This window comes from Paenibacillus sp. DRB1-1, from assembly GCF_052119485.1.
Classification (GTDB): domain Bacteria; phylum Bacillota; class Bacilli; order Paenibacillales; family Paenibacillaceae; genus Paenibacillus; species Paenibacillus polymyxa_B.
This window is the reverse complement of record NZ_JBODQH010000001.1, coordinates 3,222,767-3,247,500: the sequence shown is the minus strand read 5'-3', so window position 1 is coordinate 3,247,500 and position 24,734 is coordinate 3,222,767. Positions and strand designations below refer to the sequence as shown.

19 protein-coding genes (1 of these 19 cut by a window edge) are annotated in these 24,734 nt (G+C 40.3%); 1 reads left to right on the top strand and 18 read right to left on the bottom strand.

Translation table 11 applies throughout. The annotated features are described in order from the left end of the window. From ligA to rfbC, 11 genes are all read right to left on the bottom strand, one after another. Nucleotides 1-1,649, bottom strand: partial view of an NAD-dependent DNA ligase LigA gene (gene ligA / locus ACQW03_RS14315; protein WP_441950280.1) — the 5' portion only. The gene continues 367 nt to the left of window position 1, outside the view; 1,649 of the gene's 2,016 nt are visible here — the first part of the coding sequence; it begins with the start codon at nucleotides 1,647-1,649; the stop codon falls past the left edge of the window. Between the two features lie 89 nt (nucleotides 1,650-1,738). Then, entirely contained in the window at nucleotides 1,739-4,063 is a 2,325-nt protein-coding gene (pcrA, locus tag ACQW03_RS14310; protein ID WP_076294096.1) for a DNA helicase PcrA, read from the bottom strand. Between the two features lie 41 nt (nucleotides 4,064-4,104). Continuing rightward, nucleotides 4,105-4,815, bottom strand: coding sequence for a heptaprenylglyceryl phosphate synthase (locus ACQW03_RS14305; protein ID WP_076294090.1), 711 nt, complete (start codon nucleotides 4,813-4,815; stop codon nucleotides 4,105-4,107). A 126-nt stretch (nucleotides 4,816-4,941) separates the two neighbouring features. Next, entirely contained in the window at nucleotides 4,942-5,814 is an 873-nt protein-coding gene (locus ACQW03_RS14300) for a phosphatidylinositol-specific phospholipase C/glycerophosphodiester phosphodiesterase family protein (protein ID WP_441950278.1), read from the bottom strand. Nucleotides 5,815-5,919: 105 nt separating this feature from the next. Next, nucleotides 5,920-7,320, bottom strand: coding sequence for an undecaprenyl-phosphate glucose phosphotransferase (locus ACQW03_RS14295; protein WP_076294088.1), 1,401 nt, complete (start codon nucleotides 7,318-7,320; stop codon nucleotides 5,920-5,922). Then, a complete protein-coding gene (locus ACQW03_RS14290) occupies nucleotides 7,317-8,225 on the bottom strand; it encodes a glycosyltransferase family 2 protein (protein ID WP_076294087.1) in 909 nt (302 codons plus the stop codon). Before ACQW03_RS14290 ends, ACQW03_RS14295 begins: the two co-directional genes overlap by 4 nt. A gap of 371 nt (nucleotides 8,226-8,596) precedes the next feature. Further along, nucleotides 8,597-8,674: a putative holin-like toxin gene (locus ACQW03_RS14285; RefSeq protein ID WP_354005523.1), complete on the bottom strand. Its 78-nt coding sequence runs from the start codon at nucleotides 8,672-8,674 to the stop codon at nucleotides 8,597-8,599. Nucleotides 8,675-8,875: 201 nt separating this feature from the next. After that, entirely contained in the window at nucleotides 8,876-9,877 is a 1,002-nt protein-coding gene (locus tag ACQW03_RS14280; protein WP_256703362.1) for a glycosyltransferase family 2 protein, read from the bottom strand. A gap of 100 nt (nucleotides 9,878-9,977) precedes the next feature. Next, nucleotides 9,978-10,850 carry a dTDP-4-dehydrorhamnose reductase gene (rfbD, locus tag ACQW03_RS14275; protein WP_220030271.1) on the bottom strand — a complete coding sequence of 291 codons (873 nt, stop codon included), beginning with the start codon at nucleotides 10,848-10,850 and terminating at the stop codon, nucleotides 9,978-9,980. Between the two features lies 1 nt (nucleotide 10,851). Beyond that, complete coding sequence (gene rfbB, locus ACQW03_RS14270; RefSeq protein ID WP_441950274.1) at nucleotides 10,852-11,871, bottom strand: dTDP-glucose 4,6-dehydratase; 1,020 nt, start codon at nucleotides 11,869-11,871, stop codon at nucleotides 10,852-10,854. Between the two features lie 27 nt (nucleotides 11,872-11,898). Beyond that, nucleotides 11,899-12,444, bottom strand: coding sequence for a dTDP-4-dehydrorhamnose 3,5-epimerase (rfbC, locus tag ACQW03_RS14265; RefSeq protein ID WP_441950272.1), 546 nt, complete (start codon nucleotides 12,442-12,444; stop codon nucleotides 11,899-11,901). 83 nt (nucleotides 12,445-12,527) lie between these two features. On the opposite strand from rfbC, the gene ACQW03_RS14260 reads away from it, so the two are divergent. Next, entirely contained in the window at nucleotides 12,528-14,402 is a 1,875-nt protein-coding gene (locus tag ACQW03_RS14260) for a hypothetical protein (protein WP_441950270.1), read from the top strand. Nucleotides 14,403-14,472: 70 nt separating this feature from the next. Here the strand turns inward: ACQW03_RS14260 and ACQW03_RS14255 are convergent, their stop codons facing one another. The 7 genes from ACQW03_RS14255 to ACQW03_RS14225 form a co-directional block, all read right to left on the bottom strand. Then, complete coding sequence (locus ACQW03_RS14255; RefSeq protein ID WP_076294082.1) at nucleotides 14,473-15,573, bottom strand: acyltransferase family protein; 1,101 nt, start codon at nucleotides 15,571-15,573, stop codon at nucleotides 14,473-14,475. A gap of 63 nt (nucleotides 15,574-15,636) precedes the next feature. Next, the gene (locus ACQW03_RS14250; RefSeq protein ID WP_028542099.1) at nucleotides 15,637-16,365 is read right to left on the bottom strand and encodes a sugar phosphate nucleotidyltransferase; all 729 of its coding nucleotides are present in this window, start codon (nucleotides 16,363-16,365) and stop codon (nucleotides 15,637-15,639) included. Nucleotides 16,366-16,378: 13 nt separating this feature from the next. Then, on the bottom strand, nucleotides 16,379-17,515 hold the full coding sequence (locus ACQW03_RS14245) for a hypothetical protein (RefSeq protein WP_076294081.1): 1,137 nt from the start codon (nucleotides 17,513-17,515) through the stop codon (nucleotides 16,379-16,381). Nucleotides 17,516-17,584: 69 nt separating this feature from the next. Further along, nucleotides 17,585-21,421 (bottom strand): glycosyltransferase, encoded by a 3,837-nt coding sequence (locus ACQW03_RS14240; RefSeq protein ID WP_441952401.1) that lies wholly within the window; start codon nucleotides 21,419-21,421, stop codon nucleotides 17,585-17,587. 42 nt (nucleotides 21,422-21,463) lie between these two features. Then, on the bottom strand, nucleotides 21,464-21,877 hold the full coding sequence (locus ACQW03_RS14235) for an adenylyltransferase/cytidyltransferase family protein (RefSeq protein ID WP_013312205.1): 414 nt from the start codon (nucleotides 21,875-21,877) through the stop codon (nucleotides 21,464-21,466). Next, on the bottom strand, nucleotides 21,874-23,412 hold the full coding sequence (gene asnB / locus ACQW03_RS14230) for an asparagine synthase (glutamine-hydrolyzing) (protein ID WP_441950267.1): 1,539 nt from the start codon (nucleotides 23,410-23,412) through the stop codon (nucleotides 21,874-21,876). The genes ACQW03_RS14235 and asnB overlap by 4 nt, the downstream gene beginning before the upstream one ends. Nucleotides 23,413-23,425: 13 nt before the next feature. Further along, the gene (locus tag ACQW03_RS14225; RefSeq protein WP_028542103.1) at nucleotides 23,426-24,733 is read right to left on the bottom strand and encodes an ABC transporter ATP-binding protein; all 1,308 of its coding nucleotides are present in this window, start codon (nucleotides 24,731-24,733) and stop codon (nucleotides 23,426-23,428) included. Between the last annotated feature and the right edge of the window lies 1 nt (nucleotide 24,734).

The following is a 24,734-nucleotide window of genomic DNA, read 5'->3' as shown; positions in this document are numbered from 1 at the left end:
ACATCCGGTAGTTCTATCAGTTCTTCCACCGTAGCGGACATCGTCTTGTGCAAATCACGGTAATGCTCAGCCAACATGCGTGTTGTCGCTTTACCGGTATTTTGTATACCCAGAGCATAAAGGAAAGAAGCCAAATCTCTCTCTTTACTCTTTTCTAGTGCCGCTAAGAGGTTACTGGCCTTTTTCTCACCAAACCGCTCCAGTTTCACAAGATCATCATATTGGAGTGTATACAGATCCGCAGGCTCGCGCACTTCCAGTTCGTCGTGTAGCTGTATGGCCGTTTTGTCACTAAAAGTCTCAATATCCATAGCATCACGTGAAGCAAAATGGGAAATACGAGCCACAATTTGTGGTTTACACCCCAACTTATTGTCGCAAAACAAATGGGCACCTCGCTGCTGCAACGGAAACCCGCAGGCTGGACAATGATCTGGTACGACAATTTCCTCCCCGTCGTTCTCAGACGTTACCTTTCCTAATATCTCCGGAATGACATCGTTTGAGCGACGGATAAACACACGTGCACCCAATGCAAACTTCAGGTTTTTGCGTTCGATGTCACCAGCATTGTTCAGTGTACAATTTTGTACAGTGACTCCCGCCAGCTCTACCGGCTCTACCCTTGCGAGTGGGGTAATTTTACCGGTTCGTCCTACATTCCACTCAACCGAGTTAAGCACTGTAGTTGTTTCCTCAGCTTCGAACTTATATGCCACAGCCCAGCGTGGGAATTTATCGGTATACCCGAGAGCCTCACGTGTGCGCATATCTGTAATTTTCAATACTGCCCCATCAATGAGGTAATCCAATCCGGCACGAGATTCTTCAATCTCAATCAGTTGCTCCATTACATCTTCAAAATTATCAAAGTAAGTCAGGTAAGGGTTTACCTTAAAATGATTTTCACGCAGGAAAGTCATCATTTCCTGGTGGCTGTTAAACTGGATACGATCTGCATATCCCACATTGTAGAAAAATGCATTCAAGCGCCGCTCTGCTGTCACTTTGGGATTCAAGTTACGCAAAGCGCCAGCTGCGGCGTTGCGTGCATTTTTAAGAGGGTCCACGGCAGTCTCATTATATTTGGACAATACAGAGAGATTCATTATCCCTTCTCCCTGTACTTCAATTGTTCCATTTCGAAAAGGAATTGTAAGTGGCACGGATTTAATCGTCTTCACCTGTGCCAGTATTCCCTCACCCACCACGCCATTACCGCGGGTAGAAGCCTGTACCAGCTGTCCATCAGTATACGTTAGGTTCAGCGTCAGTCCATCGAATTTAAGTTCTATCGCATAGCCTGGAGATGGCAAAGGTTTCTCCGGGTTCTTGGTATTGTAATCATTAACCAGCTTCACAACACGCGCATTCCATGCACGCAGCTGTTCCATATTCTGAGCTTTATCAAGGCTCCATAATGGGGCAAGGTGGCGATGCGGTGTGAAACCTTTGAGTAACTCCCCACCCACACGCTGTGTCGGCGAATCCGGCAGCACAAGACCGCTCGTCTGTTCAAGCGCTACCAGTTCGTCATAAAGCACATCATATTCTTTGTCGCTGATCTTGGGTTCATCCAGTGTGTAGTAATGATAGTTATATGTGTTCAGTTCAGCAACAAGCTGCTCCATCCTGTGCATTGGGTTCATGCAGGCGTATCCCTCCGGGAACTTCATCAGGGCAGAGGCCTAAGCCAAGCTGCCACTCATGAGGTTCGAGATTTAATGATGTTTGAGATTTATTCTACTTTTGTAATTGGTGCAAAACCAGCCAGCAGTCGTTTAACCCCCACTGGAGCCGGGAAAGCAATTTGAAGCTCCATATCATTACCCGTCCCTTTTACAGCGACAATGGTTCCAATTCCCCATTTGCCATGCTGTACCTTGTCTCCAGCAGCAAAAATGGAGGGGCCTCCTGCCGAAGCAACCGGAGTTGCTTTCGCGGATGAAGATGTCGTTACTGTTACGCGGGGTGACGCCGAAGCGGACGAACCACTACGGCTCATCGTATCAAACGAGCGTTCTCCACCAAAGTTACTACCACTACCTTTATTCAGTCCGCGCCCACCATAAGATCCGCCTACATTGCCTGAACGGCGGTAGCGGTCACGTTTAATGATCGTATCCTCTTTTAACTCGTCCGGAATCTCTTCGAGAAAGCGGGAAGGCGGGTTAGCTGTGGTGCGGCCAAACAATGTGCGCATCTGCGCGCATGTAAGGAACAGTTGCTCCTCTGCACGGGTAATCCCGACATACGCCAATCTGCGCTCCTCCTCTAGCTCTTCGTTATCCAAAAAGGCACGACTATGAGGGAATACTCCCTCCTCCATACCGACAATAAATACGATAGGAAACTCCAGTCCTTTGGCGCTATGCATGGTCATCAATACAACCGCATCGCTTTGCTCTTCTTCATCGTCATTCATGGAATCAATATCGGCAATCAGAGCAAGGTCGGTCAGGAAGGAGACGAGTGACTTGTCTTCCGCTCCTTTTTCAAATTCCATGGTTACCGACAGGAACTCATCAATATTCTCCAAACGCGAGCGTGACTCGAGTGTATTCTCGTTTTGCAGCTCCAATCGATATTGGGTGGTTTCCAGCATTTTTTCTGTTAACTCGGTAACCGACAGGTAGTCTACCATCCGACTTAAACCTTCGATCATATCGTAAAACTCGACCAACGCATTGCGCGTACGTCCTGCAAAGCCCAAATCGTCTACAACTTGAAGGACACGGAAAATCGAAACTCCACGTTCCGCTGCAGCTGCCTGCAATTTGCCGACGGTTGTGTCTCCGATGCTTCGTTTTGGCACATTAATAATTCGGATCAAGCTGATGTCGTCGTCAGGATTGGAGAGCAGGCGAAGATACGCCAGCAAATCCTTAATTTCTTTACGATCATAGAACTTGATACCGCCCACGATCTGGTAAGGAATATCCGATTTAATCAAAATTTCCTCGACAACCCGAGACTGAGCATTCGTACGGTACAAAATGGCATGATGGCTATAGGTTTTGCCTGCATTAATATTCTTATGAATTTCGGAAGCGATAAAGTAGCCCTCATCATGCTCAGAGTCAGCACGATAAACTTTAATCTTGGCGCCACCTTCTTTGTCAGTCCATAGTTTTTTCGGCTTGCGGCCTGTATTTTGACCAATTACTTCGTTGGCAGCATTGAGAATATTCGAGGTGGACCGGTAGTTCTGCTCCAGCAAAATGGTACGCGCTTCCGGGTAGTCCTCTTCAAAGTTCAAAATGTTGCTAATATCCGCACCCCTCCACCGATAGATGGATTGGTCACTGTCACCTACTACGCAAATCCGGTGATGCTTGTCGGCCAGCATTTTGCACAGCATGTACTGCGCACGGTTCGTATCCTGATATTCATCAACATGAATGTATTGAAATTTTTTCTGGTAGAAATCCAGTACCTCAGGTACTTCTTTAAAGAGCTGAATCGTTGCCATGATCAAATCATCAAAATCAAGAGAGTTGTTGTTTTTAAGCCGTTGTTGGTACTTGGTATATACCTTCGCCACAATCCCCTCAAAATAGTCGCCAATCTTGCGCTCATACATTTCGGGAGTGACCAGTTCATTTTTAGCCGTACTCATCATAGACTGAACCGCTTTGGGTTCAAACTTTTTGGTGTCTATATTCAGATCCTTCATGCAGCTCCGAATGACAGACAATTGATCCGTAGAATCCAAAATGCTGAAATTGGAGGTGAAGCCAATCCGCTCGATATCCCGACGCAAAATACGCACACACATCGAGTGGAAGGTGGATACCCACACATCTCTCCCCTGCGGGCCAATCAGCTTGGATACGCGATCTTGCATTTCACGCGCAGCCTTGTTCGTAAAGGTAATCGCCAAAATGCCCCATGGAGCCGTCTTGCGGGTCGCGATGAGGTAAGCTATTCGGTGCGTGAGCACCCGTGTTTTACCACTGCCTGCGCCAGCCATAATCAGCAGCGGACCATCTACCGCCTCCACAGCCTGACGCTGAGGCGGATTAAGGCGAGCTACCGCCTCGTGTATATCTATTGATTGCATGCGTGCATGCTCCTTTCCCTGAGCTTCCATAAATTCACGTTCTATACTTCCAATTTCACAGCTATCGTCTCCAGCGCCTTCGCCAAATCACGATAAATGATGTTACCTACTACAATGGTGTCACAAACAGCAGCCGCTTGTAACGCGGTAGATTTATCCACGATTCCTCCTCCGTATAGGACACGAGAGCGCTCCGTACTGCGATGTATTTTTTGCACCAGCTCCATATCCCCAAAAGCACCGCTATATTCCACATATACAATCGGCAGATGCATGAGCTTGTCAGCAATCTGTGCATACGAGGCCGCAGATGAAGCACCCAGCGAAGTATCTGCTCCGGTAAGCTTAGCGACCGTAGAATCACCGTTCAAAACAATATATCCTTCCGCCACAAGCAAATCCCACGGGATCATATAACCAAACTGTTCAATCGCACGTTGGTGCTGCCCTAGAATCCAATTACTGTCAGCGGTATTCAGTACCATGGGAATCATATATAGATCAAACCCTGGCACTACAGCCTCCAGATCGGACACCTCAAGCACACACGGCACCTCATAACGCCGAACCCGTGACAGCAAATCCACCGTATTTTCATAGGTTACGCCCGATGAACCTCCTACCATAATGGCGTCCGTACCAGACATACACACGGCGTCAAGTGCCTCATCATCCAGTTCCTTGTCAGGATCAAGCTTAAACACATGCTTCCATGATTGAATTGAATCTGCCAACACACATTCCTCCAGCATCCATTGCTTTTGTCATGATCCAGTCGAGCCGAATTCCAATATCCAAAAGCGTTCTATGCTAAGTCTATGACAGTGCTTAAAAGGTGTCAATGTTCGTATCAAATGGGAACACCCCGTTCAGACAGCTCATGGTCGTAGCGCATACAACCAACTGCGTTTACTAAGTTCCTTTTCCGTTAAAATATCTGTATAGAAACCTCGCACACCCATCTGTTCATACTCAGCCGCATCCCTCAACTCATTAATGGTATTTACGTAGCACACTGCTCCTGCCTGGCGCAAACTTTCCACTAAAGTACCACTCACCCGATTCTCTGGTAAAGTTACTGCCGTTATATCATTTTGTTGTACAAATCGAACGATCTGGTCATCTTTATCCTCTGTCGCATAGAGCGTATAAATAACGGATGGATAGGGATAAATACTCCGCAACGTTTGCAGCATTTCTTCATTGTAAATTTGAGGAACAATACGGGACAAAAGCTTGGGGTTTTTCTCCTGTGCCTGACGGGTCAGTTGTGCAAACAACTGTTTGATTTGGGCAGGGTCCTGTTCTTTCGTATCGGTCACAATATAAGCATCCGGGTATGTTTCCAATAAATCCAATACATCCTTCCAATCTACTGGGGTATAGGAACCGTGTATGGGTGTGTTCTTAAATTGGTGATAGCTCCAAGGTTTTCCGCCCTGTTCTGTACCAACTGCGTGTCTCTGTCGCATTTGCTCTGTAAAGGATTCTGTCCATTCATGGCGCGCCACCAATTGTCCATCCGAAGTAAACATCAGGTCGACCTCGAATACGCGGCTGCCTTTTTTATAATTTTCCACAAACGCTTCACGCGCATTAGTATAGGCCAAACCATCAACAGCTCCCATGGCATGCGAAATCACGCGGTGCGTGGTAAAGCCAGTAGGTTCTTCTGTAGATTGCCCTTTGTAAGCCAGTAAAAATGTGCCGATTAACATTAAAAGAATGACCGTAGCAATCAATCGTTTCATAGGGTGTCACATCCTTTTCGTACAGGTCAATACCCCACATACGCATACTCAAAACAACTGCCAGACGCAAAAACACCCTCCGGCTAACCGAAGGGTGACTCTGGATTAATACGCGTTCTTGAAACCATTGCGAATCGTACGGAAAATAATTTTAATATCGAATAAGAGCGACCAGTTCTCAATATAGAAAATGTCATGCTTAATCCGTTCCTCAATAGATGTATCTCCACGCAACCCGTTGCTCTGTGCCCAGCCTGTGATTCCGGGACGAACATGATGCTTCACCATGTATTTTGGAATTTCCTCACGGAACTGATCCACATAATAGGGTCGTTCTGGGCGTGGACCAACGACACTCATATCACCAAGCAGAACGTTGAAAAATTGCGGCAGCTCGTCGAGACTCGTTTTACGAATAAAAGTACCAAAACGTGTGCGTCTTGGGTCATTAGCAGTCGTCCAGCCCGTATCTTCAGTTCCAGGGGGCAGCACCTTCATCGAACGAAATTTGTACATTCGGAAGGTGCGACGGTTCAAGCCTACCCGCTCCTGCTTAAAAATGATTGGCCCTCTGGATGTAATCATCACACCAATCGCCACTGCCAGCATGATCGGAGAGGTCAGGAGAATCGCGAATAAAGAGAATAAAATATCGAACAGACGCTTAAACAATCGATTCCCCGCCACATCCAGTGGAATATCCCGTACATTGATCATAGGCATACCTGCAAAGTTATCAAAGTACGGGCGAGCCGGCAAATAATCGAAAAAGTCGGGGATTATAAGCGTGCGCACTCCAGCCTTTTCACACATGTTGATAATCTTGGGGTACTTATCATGAGCATCCAGCGGGAGCGCCAGAATGACCTCGTCAATCATCAGACGCGACAGCGTAGCCTCCAATTGATCTAAACCTCCAAGAATCGGGCGGAAATGTGCCTCTTCCTCTTCACTCCAATGCCGCTTATCATCCAGAAATCCTACTACTTCATATCCTAAATCAGGATACTGTCCAAGATTATGATAAAATCGTTGGCCTAGAGTACCAGCCCCGAGAATAAGCATGAACTGCTTGTTGTATCCTTTTTGACGGAGAGCTTTAAGAACTTGCTTCAAAAAAAATCGGTAAAACAAAATAAGCAGCACGTTTCCAAGCATATAGATTGCCAGATAGGACCGCGAAATGTCGATTTGCTTCACGAAGAACATCACACTCAACAGCACGAACAGGCCAACGATATGAATCTGGGTGACGCGGAATACGTCATCTGCAAACCGTTTTTTGCGTTTGGGCGAATAGAGCGAGAATAACATCCCCAACACTACAGCAATCAGGCCGTAGATTAAGCTCCATCCTCCATATACTTGAATAGGAAGCGGTTCTTTATAGGTGATCCATTCACTTTCAAATTTGAAAAACCAAGCGATCAGAAAGGACAACTGAATGACCGCGAAATCCGCCACAATATATAATTGGGTTAAAAAACGCTGATTTCTGCGTATCATGCTTTCACCTCAGTACGAGATTGTTCCCCGCCGTCTGGCTTGACCGGTGTGGACAACTTATTTTTTAGAAAGGCCATTCCAAATTTCACGGTAATTCCCGCATATACAGCCATATTGGTGATCCAACTGTATTGCTGTTTATAATGCTTACGATGAAATACCCACATTGCTCTATGAAACTCATAAATAATTTTCAAAGGACGACGGCGAGCGCTGCCCCCTTTGATATGAATAATATATGTGCGCGGATAGTAGTAAATGCCCCACCCGGCTTGCTTAATCCGGTAACACCAGTCAATATCCTCACCATACATAAAAAAGGTTTCGTCCAAACCCCCGACCTGGTCAATCGTCTCCCGGCGCACCAGCATAAAAGCACCTACCAGTACATCTACAGGATACTCATCGTCCGGGCTTAGATGCCCAAGCTGATATTGATTGTACTTCGGGTTATCCGGGTAACGCTTCGACCAGCCGAAAGCGTAGTAAAAAGAAGCTGACGGCGTTGGAAATCCTCGCTTACAAGCCTTGTCTAATGATCCATCCGGCAAGATGACCTTGCAGCCCGATGCCCCCATCTCCGGATGCGTATCCATAAACTGAAGCATTGTATCCAGCGTGTCCGGTTGCACCAACGTATCGGAATTCAATAACAATACATAACGCCCGCTAGCTACTTCCATCCCCTGGTTGTTTGCCTTGGCAAAACCTGTATTATCCTTGTTGGCTATCAACGTAATCTCCGGGTATGCAGCACGAATAGCCTCAACAGATCCGTCACTGGAGTGATTATCAATAACAATCACTTCATATCGGTACTGCGACTTTGACGCATACACCGACTGCAAACAATCCAGCGTCAATTGACACGTATTATAGTTGACGACCAGTATGCTTACATCCATATTTAAAACGCTCCTGACAAATTCAGTAATCTATTCTACTATCGCCTATTATAGCATACCGCACAGACCACGGGGCGCAAAAAAGCACATAACTTGTAACCTTACATAGTTAGTAGAATTTCACAAAATTCGATTCCTGTCGCTCCAAAGGGCAAATATAGACAAACGAAACCATTTCAAACTATATATTGTTCATTGGAAGTCGTTTATTAGATTTTTGTAAAATCCTCGGTTGAGGTCTAAAATTCATCGTGGTAAGATATACATGGAAAAAGGGCTGGTGCCAGCCAGCCCCTGCGCAACCAACGCTCCAAGAGCGGACGGTTTTGGAACAATCAGGCCGAAAATAGACCCTTCCTTGCGGGGGCGGTCTATTTTCGTTTGTTAAACTCTAACAGTGTGACGATTAACGCCCCGAACGTCAGCATTAAACTGAGCGCCTCAAACACTGTCACAGGCTTCACCCCCCTCCTCGGGAGAGTTAGCCGACCGCCCTTGCCAGCTCTATCGGTTGCACGTTTCAATTATACTATATTTTTCCATAAAGGAACACGCATTCGATGGTATTTTATCTAGTATTCATTTGCACCTTTGACTATTTGACGCTCATATATGGAAAAAAGTTTCAATATTTTTTTCTTTCCATACCTCTATAACTTCCTCATTATGAAAACCAACTTATAAATCCAGTTGTCCAACCGTGACTGCCTATAAAATGGGGACTGCCAAATATATTTCATACGAGAAATTACGCCCTTTTGGTAGCAGTCCAGGAATTGATCCATATCTTTATACATTTGAGGAGACATGTCTTGTCCATAAAGTTGAATAAATTGCTGGGCTTGTTTGCTTAAAATATAGCGATTTTTTCCTTTTAAAAATCTACTTAGTCTTTTCCTCCACTTGCTAACCCAGCCATCGGTAGAACCTCCCAGCACATTGTTTTGATGCTGCCGATACCAAATGGACGGCTCGGGGTCAAAAACAACCTTACCAAAAGAGGAGGTGCATAAGTAAATCCACCAGTCATGCATAATAATGTTATCCAAAGAAGTCGGAGTTCTCTTTTTCACGAGCTGGAGGGTTTCTGTATTGATCACCATGGTACAACCTACACACACATTCTCAATAAGAGCATTATAGAAGGATACAGGTCGGGGGATGCCAGCTGGCCATACTTTAAGTGGTTCCAATGTTTGAGAGACCATTTGTGTAGCAGAACAGTACATCAGCGGCCGGCTCCCATCCTGATCCCTGAGATGAGCCACAGCCTGAGCAAGTTTGTTCGGCATCCACACATCATCCTGATCACAAAAAGCGTAATAGTCGAATGTCTCAGACGATCTTTGAATCAAATCAAAAAAGCTTCTAATAACCCCTACATTGCTCTCGAGGCATAAAATAATCTGTTGAGGATAACGTTGCTTCAGCGCTCTCAACTTGGCAACCGTATCATCTGTCGAGCCATCATCACGAATTAGGATCTGAACTTCTACGTCTTTTTGATTTATGAGACTTTCTATTTGCTCATCTAAATAAGCTGCTCCATTATATGTAGACAATAAAATTTGTATGTTAGGTCTGTTCAGAGTAATGACCTCCTTCTTTAAAATGTGTAATAGTGGGGCACTAGGTTCCATCTGCTTATACATTATAATGCTCAGCGACCTTAATCAACATAGGCTTTAATATAATAAAATCTCCCAATCATGAACTGATGGGAGATTGTTGATATTTATAATAAGGTTTTATTTACTCGGGTTTACTAAGATACTCCCGCAAAAAATCACGCAATCCCTCACGCCAATCGCGCAAATCATTTAACCCGTTGGTTCGGATCGCTATATGCTCCATAACAGAATTAAGTGGCCGCGCTGCCGGTCTGGGGAATTGCTCTGTGCTGCACGGCTCCAATTTCGCTGTGATCTTGGCATCTAATATTTCCGCCGCATCCTGTAAAATAGCTTGCGTAAATTCATACCAGGTACAGGAGCCACTATTGGATGCATGGTATACGCCATACTTCTCCGTTTGAATCAATTCCGCCAAAAAACGTGCCAAATCCACTGTATAGGTAGGTGAACCCTTCTGATCATTCACCACCTGCAGGAGCGGCTTCTCCTGACCAAGCTTCAGCATCGTTTTGACAAAATTGTTCCCGTACAATCCATATACCCAAGATGTGCGAACGATAAAATACCTGGAGGAAAGTGTTTGGGTCAATACCTCTCCTGCCCGTTTGGACTTTCCATAGATACTCTGCGGATTGGTATTATCGTACTCATGATATGGCTCTTTTGCCGTTCCATCGAAAACATAATCTGTGCTGATATAAACCAGCTTGGCTCCAACCTTTTCCGTAGCCAGTGCCATATTACGTGTACCTGCCGCGTTGACTTGATAAGCCCCGTCTATATCAGTCTCTGCTGCATCCACAGCCGTATACGCTGCACAGTGGATTACGGCGTCAGGTTGATATTGTCCTACAATCTTCACGGTCTGCTGCAAATCCGTGATATCTAATTGTTCCCGATCGTAACCAAGGACATGATGTCCTTGCTCCTGAAAAACCTTTACTACGTCTTTACCAAGTTGGCCGGATGCTCCAGTAACCAATACCTTCATTCTACGCATCCCCCAAGCGGGAACCGTACTGCTTTGCATAGTATTGTTGGTATTCGCCAGATTGAATGCGAGTCCACCATTCTTCGTTGTCTAAATACCAGCGAATCGTTTCTTTAATGCCGGTTTCAAATGAGTGCTTTGGCTTCCAGCCCAACTCATTCATCGTCTTCGTGGGATCAATACCATAACGGCGGTCATGACCTGGACGATCCTGCACATACGAAATCAGAGATTCTGGCTTGCCCAGTTCCTCCAATACCGTTTTGACGATATGCACATTTGTCCGCTCGTTATTTCCCCCGATATTGTATACTTCACCCAGTTTACCCTGATGAATGACCAGGTCAATTGCGCTGCAATGATCCTCTACATACAACCAATCGCGAATGTTCAAGCCATCCCCGTATACTGGTAGCTGTTGATCACTCAGTGCACGAGAGATCATTAGCGGGATCAATTTTTCAGGAAACTGGTATGGACCATAGTTGTTAGAACAACGCGTGATATTCACTGGTAAACCGAAGGTTTCATGATATGCACGAACTAGCAGATCGCCACTTGCCTTGGATGCAGAATAAGGACTATTAGGCTGCAACGGAGTTTCCTCCGTAAACAATCCTGTTTCTCCCAGAGAACCGTACACCTCATCTGTTGATACCTGTACAAACTTGGTCACGTTATATTTCTTGGCTGCGTCCAGTAGCACTTGCGTACCCAATACGTTTGTTTTCACAAACACTTCCGGTTCCAGAATACTCCGATCCACATGTGACTCCGCCGCAAAATTCACCACCACATCAATTCCCTGTTGCATCAGTTGATCAATCGCTTGTGCGTCGGTAATATCTACTTTGATGAAGCTATGTTTGGGGTTATTTTCAATGGATCTCAAATTTTCCAGGTTACCTGCATAGGTAAGAGCATCTATATTTACAATTTCATAATCTGGATGGTGTTTTAACATATACAATACAAAGTTACTACCTATAAATCCGGCCCCGCCGGTGACAAGAAGTTTCATACAGACCTCCTAAATCTTATTATTCGTCTAATCAAAATTAATGTCTGCATCGGCCAGTGCTGGATGCTTCTGATCCTTCTCCGAAAGAATAGCATGAGAAGTGGGCCAATCAATCCCTAGTGCAGGATCATTCCACAGAATTCCACGATCATTTTCAGGTGAATAATACTCGTCTACCTTATACAGCACTTGAGTATTAGGAACAAGCGTACAGAACCCATGAGCAAACCCCTTAGGCACCAGTAGCTGACGTCTATTATGCTCGCTTAAGATTACCCCAACCCATTGACCGAATGTTGGAGAACTTTTACGAATATCCAAAATCACATCGTAGATAGCTCCAGAAAGCACACGAATGAGTTTGGTCTGCGCTTTAGGATTAAGTTGGTAATGCAAGCCCCGAATCACACCAGCTTCTGCAGACAAGGATTGGTTATCCTGAATAAAAACATGGTCTATTCCGTTTTCTTTCATGATTTGTTCATTGTAACTTTCCATAAAGAAACCACGGTGATCACCATGAATCACGGGTTCAATGATTTTTGCACCTGAAAGTACTTCCTTTATTATCATTCACGAAACCTCCAACATCTTGAGTATATACTTTCATTTATGATTACTATAAAATTAATAAGCACACTATATTGGGAGGGAATATGCTTTTGAATTTATCGAGAGTTAATAAAAATTTTGTTTGGTCCTATTTGGTTTTGATGTGGCTACTTATCCCGATTCTAATACTGTTTAAAGTCGATTCTTACTATATTTCCATATTATTCGGTCTAAATATTGCGCAGTCGTTTGTCATAGGTGCTACATACATTTTACACATTAGTGGTATCTTAACATATGCCAAGAAAGAAATAATGGTGCAATACCTAGCTTTTGGCGGTTATCTAGTTGGGATAATATTCATTTACTCCTTCCTTCAAAGGGAACATTTCATTTATTATTGGGACTTTTCAGCCTATTGGAATACATCCATACAATTTAATAACCTTTTAAGTACAGATTTTATAGCAGCATCTAAACAAATCTATGCAAGCATTTTAAGAGACGATTATTCCGTTTTCCCAACAGTCTTTCTCTCTTTACCATTAAAGTTCTTAGGTACAAGCTACATGAGCTATGTCTTGGCAATCTATACCTGCTTCTTGTACCCTTCTTGTTTGATACTTTTCTTATTATGTATCAAGATTGCCGATCAAATCCAGTTAAACACAAAGTTGAACGTCTTTATGATCTTTGTACTTACATTTACCTTTCCAATTATGATAGCTCCTATGTTAGGTGGATATCTGGATTCTATAGGACTTATTTTTATTTGCTTGTCCCTTGTTATCTTATTTAATAATGATTTTGAACGCTTAAATTTAAAAGCAGTTTTACTCTTAGCAGCTTGCTTGGTATTACTAACATTCACAAGAAGATGGTATGGGTTCTGGATCGTATCTCTTTTTGGCTCGATCAGTATCGCTTTTTTGTTCAAATGGATCCTAGAAAAAGAGTTTCGCTTCAAACAGCTCTTGCAGGTTATTTTAAATTTTTTCATTATAGGATCTTCAAGCGCATTATTTCTTATTATATTCTTCAATGAATTTATTCAAAGAGCCCTAACCAATAACTTTAAAAACGCCTACTCAGCTTATTATTTTGGTGACGTCTTAAGTAACTTACAGAATTTATTTTATCATTATGGTGCCTTCATTTTTCTGATAGCTCTTGTTGGTTGCATAGGCTTGTTATTTATGAGTAAAACTAGGTATATATCAATCTTTCTAGTTACGAACTTATTTATTACGTACTTTCTCTTTACAAGAATTCAAAGCTTAGCTTCTCAGCATTATTATCTTCTTACAGTGAACGTATTAATTCTATTTATTTGTGGCGTTATTCTTATTCTAAACTATTTGTCCAAGATAAAGTATGCAAAAAATGTTTTCTTAGTTATTCTAGTTTATTTAGTCGCTTGTAATTTCTTGGTAACATTCACTAATGTAAATGCACGGCCTGTTACCTATTTTTCCTCTTTATTCAGTGACTTTAAACAAACACCTAGAGTAAGAACGGATATACCTGTTTTAAAACAATTAACGGCTTATCTTAAGGAGATCTCATCAGAGCAGCATAAAGTATATGTTCTGTCCAGCTCTGGAATTCTTAATGATGACATACTTAGACAGATTGAAATGCCTGACAATAGCAACGCTCTTCCGTTTATGAATCTGACCCATCACGTTGATTTAAGAGATGGCTTTCCAGTGTCGTTTTTTGAGTCCGATTATGTCGTGATCGCATCACCTACACAATACCATTTAGGTGAAAGTGGTCAAAAAGTTGTAGGTATACTCGCAGAAGAGGTGATGAACGGATCTCTTAAAAATAATTATATACCTTTAAAGAGCTATACTCTTGATAATAGCGTAAAAGCCATAGTCTTGAAAAAGACATCATCCATCACGAAAGAAAAAATTGAACTTATACGTTCACAATTTAAAAAAGTATACCCTGATAATCCAGATCTTTTCTAATTCAATACAGATGTCGATGCATACAAAAAAGCCCTCAAAAAAAATCGGGGGCTTTTTTGTAAGTTAATTATCAAGCATTCTTATAAGGAATAGTCGTTGTTTTAGAACTGCCAAAACTAAATTTTTTGCCAATCAGGAAAGGTAAGAATCTATTAAATAGTTCAATAAAAAGAATACAACTTAAGAAGACAAGTAAGGTGGAAATAACAACAAATGAAATACCGTCTAAATACATATTTGTTTTAACAGAAAACTTCTCGTAAAAATTCACATTCTCCCAGAAGCTAAGTATTAAACCATGCAGACCAAATATAATTAAAGAATTTTTACCAAAATAAGACAGCAAGCTAGATGACTCTATTTTTTTGGATACGTATATATAAAATATTAAACTAGCCAACACTGACAGATAAAATAATACATAATTATGTCCATAGTAATTCCCTGACATGCCTGGTTTATCATTTATTAAAAATAATAAAAGACCCAGGAAACCTGCCACGTAAGCAAAATATGGTTTGTTAATTCTGATTTTTTCAATAAAATATTGTTCATTCAACTTGAATATATAACCACAAATAATTAAAGACGCTGCATTAATTGACGTGCCAAATGACCAAGGAAGTGCATGTGTGTCAAGCTTACTTAAGAATGCACCAAGTATGGTTAGCAATATCCAAAATACATACATATAACTTCTTTTAGACGAAATTTTCAAGACTAAGTACGAAATGATCTGGGCTAAGAAGAGACAAGGTAGGAACCAAAGTGACATATTTAGAATACTCAAGTGATTTCCATCTGCATATAAAAAAGTTTCAATAACAACCATTGGATCAAGCGTTCCGACAATCCCCATCCAATGCATCCAACCAAAATACAATAATGAGCATATATAAAGAGTCGTATATGGTAAAAGAATTGTTTTGATTTTAGACCACAAAAAACTACTAAACTTATACTTCTGAAAATTAGAAGTAAACCCAGAAGCAAAAAAGAAAAGAGGCATATGGAAGGAATAAAAATAGCCTATAATAAAGCTCTTATCCATCATCTCATTCTCTTTAAAACCATGAGGCACCAAATGTGAGAAAACTAAGAAAATAATTGCCAATCCCTTTAGTACATCCACCCACTTTATTCTAGTTGGAAGAGCATTCACAATTTGCATTTAAACAGTCTCGCTTTCTTAATTATTTAGTATCACCATAAGATGTGTAGTTCTATGATAATACTAAGAAAAAAGCTCATAATTCATTTCACTTACTAATTTGTTAGCAAGCATCAATGAACTATGTGTTCCTGCATCAGTCCACCAATTCTCTAAAATATCAAATGTAAGTTGGTTTCGTTGAATATAAGCGTTATTAACATCTGTTATTTCATATTCTCCTCTTGCTGAAGGAGTCAAGGTCTTGATGATATTGAATACCGAGTGGTTGAACATATAAATGCCCGTAACTGCATAATCACTCTTAGGAATCTCCGGCTTTTCTTCAATATTTACAATGTTATCGCCTTGTAATTCTGGTACCCCATAGCGGTTAGCATCGGGCACTTTATGAAGTAGTAATTTCGCTCCTGATTCTTGAAGTTTGAATTTTTCAACAAACGATGATATATCATCTTTAAAAACATTGTCCCCCAAAATAACAACCATCTTGTCATTGCCAACAAAGTGCTCAGCTAAAAGCAAAGCCTGTGCAATCCCCCCGGCTTCATCTTGCACTTTGTAAGTCAGCGTAACTCCAAGGTCGACACCACTTCCTAAGAGATTAACTACATCTCCCATATGTTCTTTTCCGGTAACGATTAAAATATCATTTATATTCGCCTTTTTGAGCTTATCAATAGAGTAATATATCATCGGGTATTTACCAATTGGCAATAAATGTTTGTTTGTAACTTTAGTAAGGGGGTATAATCTAGATCCAGTCCCTCCAGCTAATATAATCCCTTTCATGTCTAAGTCCCTCCTATTGAAGCTCTTTTATAAGCAGCTCCATAATGGTTTTTGCACGAGCTTCCCAATTGTTATGGACTACGAAGTCCTCCAGTTGCTCTTGATCATAAAAAGGGCGTTGCAGGGTATCTATATCCTTTAGATATTTTCTTATTTCCTCTAAACTATTATATAGATAAATCCCTTCCTGATCTAAAAACCTTGTTTCTTCGCTATCCACCGCTAATATCACTTTATTAAAACTCAAATACTCATAAACTTTTACTGGATTGATCGTATCAATTCTATCCGAATTCCTCAAAAAGGGGTATAAACAAACATCAAAAGCATCAATAATCGCACCAATTTCTGATTTAGGGACAGTCTCATAATATTTAATCCTATTATGCTGTTCAAAATTATAATTCAGGTTATTTCTCCCAACCAAACATACAACAAATTTCTCATCAAATTCAGTAATAGCCTTAACCGCTTCCACATCAAACCAGTGGTCAATCGCCCCTACATATCCAAAAATGTAGTAGCCTTCGTGCTTTAACCATTTTAACTCGCTAACAACCAAGCTAGCTACATTAATATTTAGTATAGCTTTATCAACAGCATTTTTCACCAAATAAGATTGTCTACACAATGTTTGAGAATGCTTATGCAAATGGTTACTTGTAGAAATAACAAGATCCGCCTTGGCAAGTAATTCAAGTTCCCACTTTCCGAGCAATTTCTTCATCAATGCATTGTTAGTTAGAAATACATAGTCGTCCATTCGATCAAACACAATTTTCTTATTATTATTTGATTTTATAAGAGGATAAAAGACTGGACTTCCCAACCAAATGATATCTGCACTGGAAACTAAATCTTCCAACTGTCTCTTTTCAAACCATTGATTCATATGAAATACGTCTAAGCTTTCAAAGCTTCGGGGTAATCTCAGACTGCCCGAAGGCCTGAATATTTGAAGGCTATCATTTATGGTTTGATTTCTTTTTTTATAATCTGAGTTCTGCCTTACAATACTATTAAGTATACTAATGGATGGTTCTACAAAGGTGATGTGAACCCCCGGCATTTTAGCAAACTCTTCGGCCAAATGTTGCGGACGTTGTTTTAAATCATTCCAATAGATCGGAGAGAAATATAAAATTTTCAATTTAACCGCTCCATACTAATAAAGGCGCCCCTTATTTTTATAAAAGAGGCGCCTTTAAAGTTTTATTAATTATCTATACGATCCTGCCAACTGTTTTCGCGAATTCATATCGTTTTCCTTCATTTGTATTAACTCTTCATACGCTTCAACTGTGTATTGCTTATACAAAATATCAATTTCAACGTCTCGATTTTTAGTCGGAATCTTCTGCAAATGATCTAATTCAGCTTTAACAATTTCGAGGTGATTCTTATCTGCCTCAATATCCGATTCCATCGGCGCATACAGATCCTTTTGCAATTGGTAATTGGTTAAAATACTGTTTCGCATTGTCTTTCTAACATGCTCAACAGTATATCGGGAGGTGTCCACATCATGAATGACCTTCATCTTAGGATTAAGACCAACCTTATAGCCGATTTCTCTCATAGCAAAAGATACAACAATTTCTTCTCCTCCAGCGTAATTGTTTCCTTTACGCCCATAGGCGCTTCTAAAGCCCCCAATTCGCATTAGCGCAGCATGTCTAACCGCAAAGTTGGCTCCATAAGGGAACTCCCACTGAAAATTAGAATCGATAATTTCGTCGCCTTCCACAATAAGCTGACTCCAGTATGCTTCAGTACCTGGTTTAACCACTTCAGGCCGTTCCTCGTGTAAATTGAGTATGATATTCCCACCCATGACCCCGATATCGGGACGATCTGAGAATCCTCTGATGGTTTCCTCAAGCAAGTTGGAGTTAGCGATAGCGTCATCATCAATATAGAGTATGACCTCCCCCTCTGCCCCAAATAAACCAACATTACGTGCAAAGGAAAGACCTTTTAATGGAGCCTCCATATATCGTAGGAAGGATTCGTCAATATTATAGGTTGCTCTGAACTCACGAACCAAATGATGAATCTCATCATTCAGATAATCATTATTTACAACAATAATTTCATAGTCCGCTTTATCCAACGACTGTTCTATGACAGATTTAATCGCATTAGAAAGTTTCTCGCTCCGCTGGTACGTGCAAATAATAACTGATAATCCCTTGTTATAAACAGGTTCACTTTCAATTACCGCCTCAATACGGTACAAGTGATCGTTCTTAACCTTCGTATTTATAAGAGAGAACAGAACTTCCGTATCCTGTGCAAAAAAGTCATAGTTGCTATCCGTTTCACCATTCATTTTATCCTTTATTTTCAGATTCCAAGGATAGTCAGCTACAAATGTATCTGTTGACTGCTCTGATTTATCTATAAGCAGTGCATACATAGACGATAAAGCACTAGAATCAATAAACTCAAAATCATGGACTTCGCCTGTTTTTATATATAAATAGCAAATGGGCGTTACCAAATTAAGACCAATAATCGTATTGACTTCATCTCTTCCAACCACAGTATGTCCTTTAGTCAGAACATATTTCTTAAACTCACCAGCTTCAGTAGCATCTCCCTCAATGATCCATACTAATGGGGTCAGATAAAAATCTCTTCTAAAATCATCAAGTACCATGAGTTTATATCTGTTAGAGGTGATGCCCAGTTCTTGATCTAAAGCGGTCAGTGACTTATCGTGCCAGCGATAATCATATATAGGCTCATCGAATGTCACATGTTTGAGCTCAAATAGAGAGTTCACTCTCATCCAGTAATCGTAATCTTCAAGGGTATGCTTATAACTAGAATAGTCACCCAATAACTGGGTTACCTTGGCCCTATACATAAAAGCTGCACCAATCGTATTGTTAGGATATACGTTTAACTCCAATGCAGACTTAGGCAGCATAACATTGCCACTAAACTGTGGTTCTTCATACCAGCCATGGTTGGAAATCACTTGACCGGCAGAGTCGATTAACCTCATGTTTGCATATACCATACCAATATTTTCATCACGTTTAAGATCAGCAACCATCTTCTCCAGGAAATTTCCAGGGAGGATATTATCTGCACTTGTCCACGTATGATATTCACCCTTGGCTAGCTTAAAACCCCTGGATAATGTTTTTGGTATTTTACGATTTTCCTGATGAACTACTCTGATACGATGATCTGCTTTAGCATACTCATCAATAATTTCTGCCGTTGAGTCTTTTGAACCATCGTTAATAATAATGAGTTCAAAATACTTGTAAGATTGCTGCAGAATACTATCAATAGCTTTTGAAACATAATCCTCACCGTTATATACAGGAAGGACAACCGATATAAGATCCTTCTCAAATTCAATCTCGAACTTATCAAGCGCCAGAGAAAATGAGTTGTCTTTAGATACTTTATAATTGTAAAATTTATACTCATACCAGGTTAATAACTGATTGTAATTCCCTTCATCTTTGCGTAGATCAATCGGCTGATCCCCTGCGTTAGTTCTTTTAAGCTTATGCGACACTTTAGATTTTATCTTTTTCAGTAAGATAGTGGTGCCATAACTTTTCCATACTCTATATCCCTTAAGAACATATATCATTTTGGACTTGTGTAAGATATGTTTCAGTTTATTCGCCATTTTCCACCTTTTAGAGTTATAAATATTATGAATCTCTGTAGACAGTCTTCCATTATATTCTTCCAACTCACTGAACTGGGTGTTCAGTTCATTATATTGACCAAATAGTTGCCTATATTGATGATTTAATATATCCAAGTTGTTTTTTTCATTATTATAATCCTGTGTAAGTTGAACATATTTCTGTTCTAATTCATCTTTCTTTTCAGACAGAGATTTAAAATCTGCTGACATGCTGCTTATTACATTTCCCTGATGATCTCGCGTTTGAATCAATGTGTTAATCTGATCCATATGCTCAACAATGTGTTGTTTTTGCTGCTCTATTTCTTGGCTTTGAGTTTGATTATGAGTTTGTAATTCATTAAATTCATTTTTCAGGCGTGTATGCCCTGCTCTATAAGCATGGTCCACGTCATCTTTTAGAAATCTGTTAATTACATCCATACACTTATCTATCGTCTCTCTTCCTTTAACCGGAAACATCTCTAAAGTAAATTTCCTTCTTTGTTGTATTAGTTGTTCATCTAAGATTGCATTAAGTAAAGTTTGTTTAATATTGCCGTTATCGCTCACAAAAGGAACAATGTTTTGCTGAACTATTTGCTCTTCCAAAGGTAAAATCCCCTCGAAAGATTCTGTTTGGGGATGTTGGAATATTACAATTGGAGTGTCCGTAAACAGCGCATCAAATATAGCCCCAGAGCCGTCAGACAATATCACATCAGCTTCCTCTATTAAATGAACAAGAGAAGCCTTGTGATCAAGCACATCAGGAATATGAGACTTAACTAGACTAACCCGATCATGCTCCAAAAAAGAAGTGCCATGATGCAATTTCACCTTCATATTAAAGCTATCTGACATTTCTTCAATATGGTTCATAACAAGCTCAATAGACGACTCATTCCCATACGTAGGCAAATAAAGCAAATTATATTTATCCGTTTCGCGCTTCTTCCTTTGAAATTTAGCGTATTTAATCATTCCAACAATTTCAGTCTGAGTGTACGCTGCCAGAACCGAGGAATCATACAGCCCATTACAAAAGATAAAATCGAAATTCCGACTCCATGTATCTAAATTCCAGTTTGGTTTAGCCATTCCATACTGATATCTAAACTTATAATCGGACTTAACTTCTAAATAATAAGGGAGATAAGGATAGAAGGCTATTTTATATGTCTTGTCAGGTACAGAGCTTGTTAGAGTCACTTTTATACCATTGTTCTTCAAATAATGATAGGTATCTAAGGACATGTTGCCCCAATCTTCTTCTTCAATGTGAGGGACATAAATATCACAAACGATCTGCTTTCTTTCACACTCCTCAATTAAAGGCTTTATCGTTTCATATAAAACTAGATTGTGAATGACAAAAGCTATAGATCTGTTCATATTCACTGCAAAACCTCTTCCTTTCAGGCAAAAATCTTATACTTATTTTCTTAATTTCAGTAATGTCTCATTCAGTAAAGTCGATGATGTACTCTTCGTATAGGGAAAATATATAATTTTCACTCCAACTTCCTTAAATTGCAACTCATACTGGTCCCAACGTTCATTTTGAAACCAATCATCACCAACGAACATTACGTCATATTTTAATTTTTGCCAAACCTCAAATTTATCCATGGAGTCCTGAGGAATTACAGTATCAACAAAGCTGATGTTCCTGACAATCTCAATTCTTTCCTCAAAAGGAATTACTGCTTTTTTGTACTTATATGAAACTAACTCATCTGTTGTCACACCAACAATGAGTTTATCACAGAGTGATTTAGCATTTCTCAACAAATTCAAATGCCCAATATGAAATAAATCGAAGACTCCGGAAGTATAGCCGATAATCATAAGATTTCTCCTAACGTAGTTAAATTGAAGTTAAACCATTTGTCGAACGTCGTCTTCCCTTCAATTTTCTCAGAAGATAGGACTCTTTCAAGTTGAACAGGAAAACCCACCTTTTTTCTGTTTACAATCTCTGCAGGGACAATATCTTTAAAAATTCTCTTGAGAGGAGCCTTAACAACCCCATCCTTCATTTTGTACAGAGAGTCTACACCTGCAAGCCGTTCAATTAATCTATAGTCCAAGAAAGGAGATCTTGCTTCTACGGAATTTAACATTGAGGCACTATCCAGCCTTTTAAGTAACCCTCTCAAATGGGCTTGCTGGAAGAATGCAGCTACGATTTTTTGAGGTGACTTTAACTTCATGAAAGGTGCCAAAGCGTCTTCTACAATCTCTATATCATCTTCAGATCCGTAGGTGTAGAGTTCACTAAAGGCTCGGATATCAAAGTCTGTAGCGCTACTAGCCCATCTGAAAATACGGTCATACCCAAAGAAAAGCTCATCAGCGCCTTCTCCGCTTAATATGACTGTATTTTTGGCAGATGCTTGCTGAGTCATATGATACAGTAACACTTCGTTGGGCACAGACAGAGGCTCTTTTTTTACAGTTATAAGCTCTCGAGCTAATGATAAAAAGTAATCAGGTTCAAACAATATCGGATGATGAATGGTATTGTATCTTGTTGCTGCGATTTCAGACCACTGAAACTCATTATAATCTTCAAAACCAACAGTCCAAGTATGCTCTACTCTGGCAAGTGCAGTAATAATCGTACTGTCCAATCCCCCGCTTAGGTAACTTCCAATTTCAACATCTGCGATCTTACGGTACTCTACTGCAGAGCGAATTAGAAACTCAAGTTCCTCATCGGAAGGAGGTTCTTTTTCAGAGTAATCAATTTCCCAATATTTAATAAATTCGCCATTCTCGTAATAATATCCTGGTGGAAACTCTTTTATTTCATTATAGATAGTACGATCATTAAAAAAGCATCTCATCTTTTTATATTGTCTTACGGCTTCTTGATCAATAGAAATGTTGTGGACTAATGGGAGCAATGGAGCAATTTCAGAACTGAAAATGAACTCTTCCCCATATCTGCTGTAATAAAGCGGTTTTACTCCCATACGATCTCGTGCTACAAAAAATGATTTCTGCTGGACGTCTAAAACAATAAAACTGAACATTCCATTAAGCCAATTCAACATTTGGGGACCATATTGAATATAAAGCTTCAATAAAAGTTCAGTATCTGAGTTTGTTCTCATTTGAATTGAATAATTGGAGGCTAATTCTTTATAATTATAAATCTCTCCGTTAAATATAATCACATATCTTCCGTCATCAGAGAAAAAAGGCTGATCACTTCTCCGATCCAAATCTAAGATACTCAATCTGTTATGCCCCAGCATAAAGTTTTCACTCTGATATACACAAAGTGGGGCCGTAGGCCCCCGGTGTTTCATTATATTTAAAGAATTAAGAAATACTTCTTTATTTATGGCTACATTAGAAAACAAAATCCCACACATTTTATCACCAGCCTTAATTAATGACTTGCAAATCTATTGTGTTATCTACAAATATTAATCCTGGTACGTAATTATTCTCTGGCTTAGGAACCTCAAAAACAGCTGCTATACTTACGCTATCCAGATAAAGAGGCTCAAAAGGCTTAGGCTTCAAACCAATAGAAATGGTGTATTTACCACTTTCAGATAATAGATTACGGAAATTAAAGTTAACCTCTAGAATGCCCCCCGCTTGCATTTTCGGAACTAATTTTGCTTTATTATAGATATTCATGCCAAACACATCGACACCAGTATGGTTTCTAACCATGTAGCCAATGGTTCCCTCAGAATCTATATCTTTATAATATTGTGCCAATAAACGCAAAGTAACCATTTCGCCAAAAGGGACCTGGTTAACAACTTCTCCATTGACTAACAAGTCCGCTCTTATAAAGCGCGCATCTCCCGTTCCAGAACGAAACTCATTGGCACGTTTTGCAAAAGCAGGGTCCTCTTCTAATAGCAACAGCGAGCTCTTCTTATCTGTTTCAGAATTAACAAATACATCCAAAGATTGAACACGTTTCATATCTGCAATTTCCTGGTTAACAATGTTTTCATAAATTTGTGCTACACGTTTCACTGGACCAATTTCGACCATGTGTCCTTTATCAATCAGCAGCGCTGTATCACAAAAACTTTTAATGGTATCCATGGAATGTGAGACAAATAAAACCGTACTTTTTTTGGAGAGCTCCTTCATTTTGGTAATACATTTTGCCTGAAAATAAATATCTCCAACAGACAAGGCCTCATCCACAATCAAAATATCTGGATCAACATTGATAGCTACTGCAAAGGCTAAACGGGCAAACATACCACTGGAGTACATTTTGACTGGTTGATTAATGAAGTCCCCGATATCCGCAAAGGATACAATAGATTCAAGTTTACCATCCATCTCTATTTTGCTATACCCCATAAGGGTACCGTTCAAATATATGTTTTCCATTCCTGTTAAATCCGGATTAAAACCCGCGCCCAATTCCAAAAGAGCAGCAACTTTCCCATTCACTTTAATGCTTCCGTTGGTGGGAGTAATCACGCCTGTGATCATCTTTAAAAGAGTCGATTTTCCAGAACCATTTTTACCAATAATACCAATCGCTTGTCCTTTATTTATGGAAAAGGACAGGTCACTGATGGCCTTAAATTCAGAATGATACTTTTTTTTAAAGGGATGAACAGCCTCTTTTAATCGCTCATTGGGATTATCATATATTTTATATATTTTAGTGACGTTATTAACTTCCACAGCAACTGATTCTGTTTGATTCATC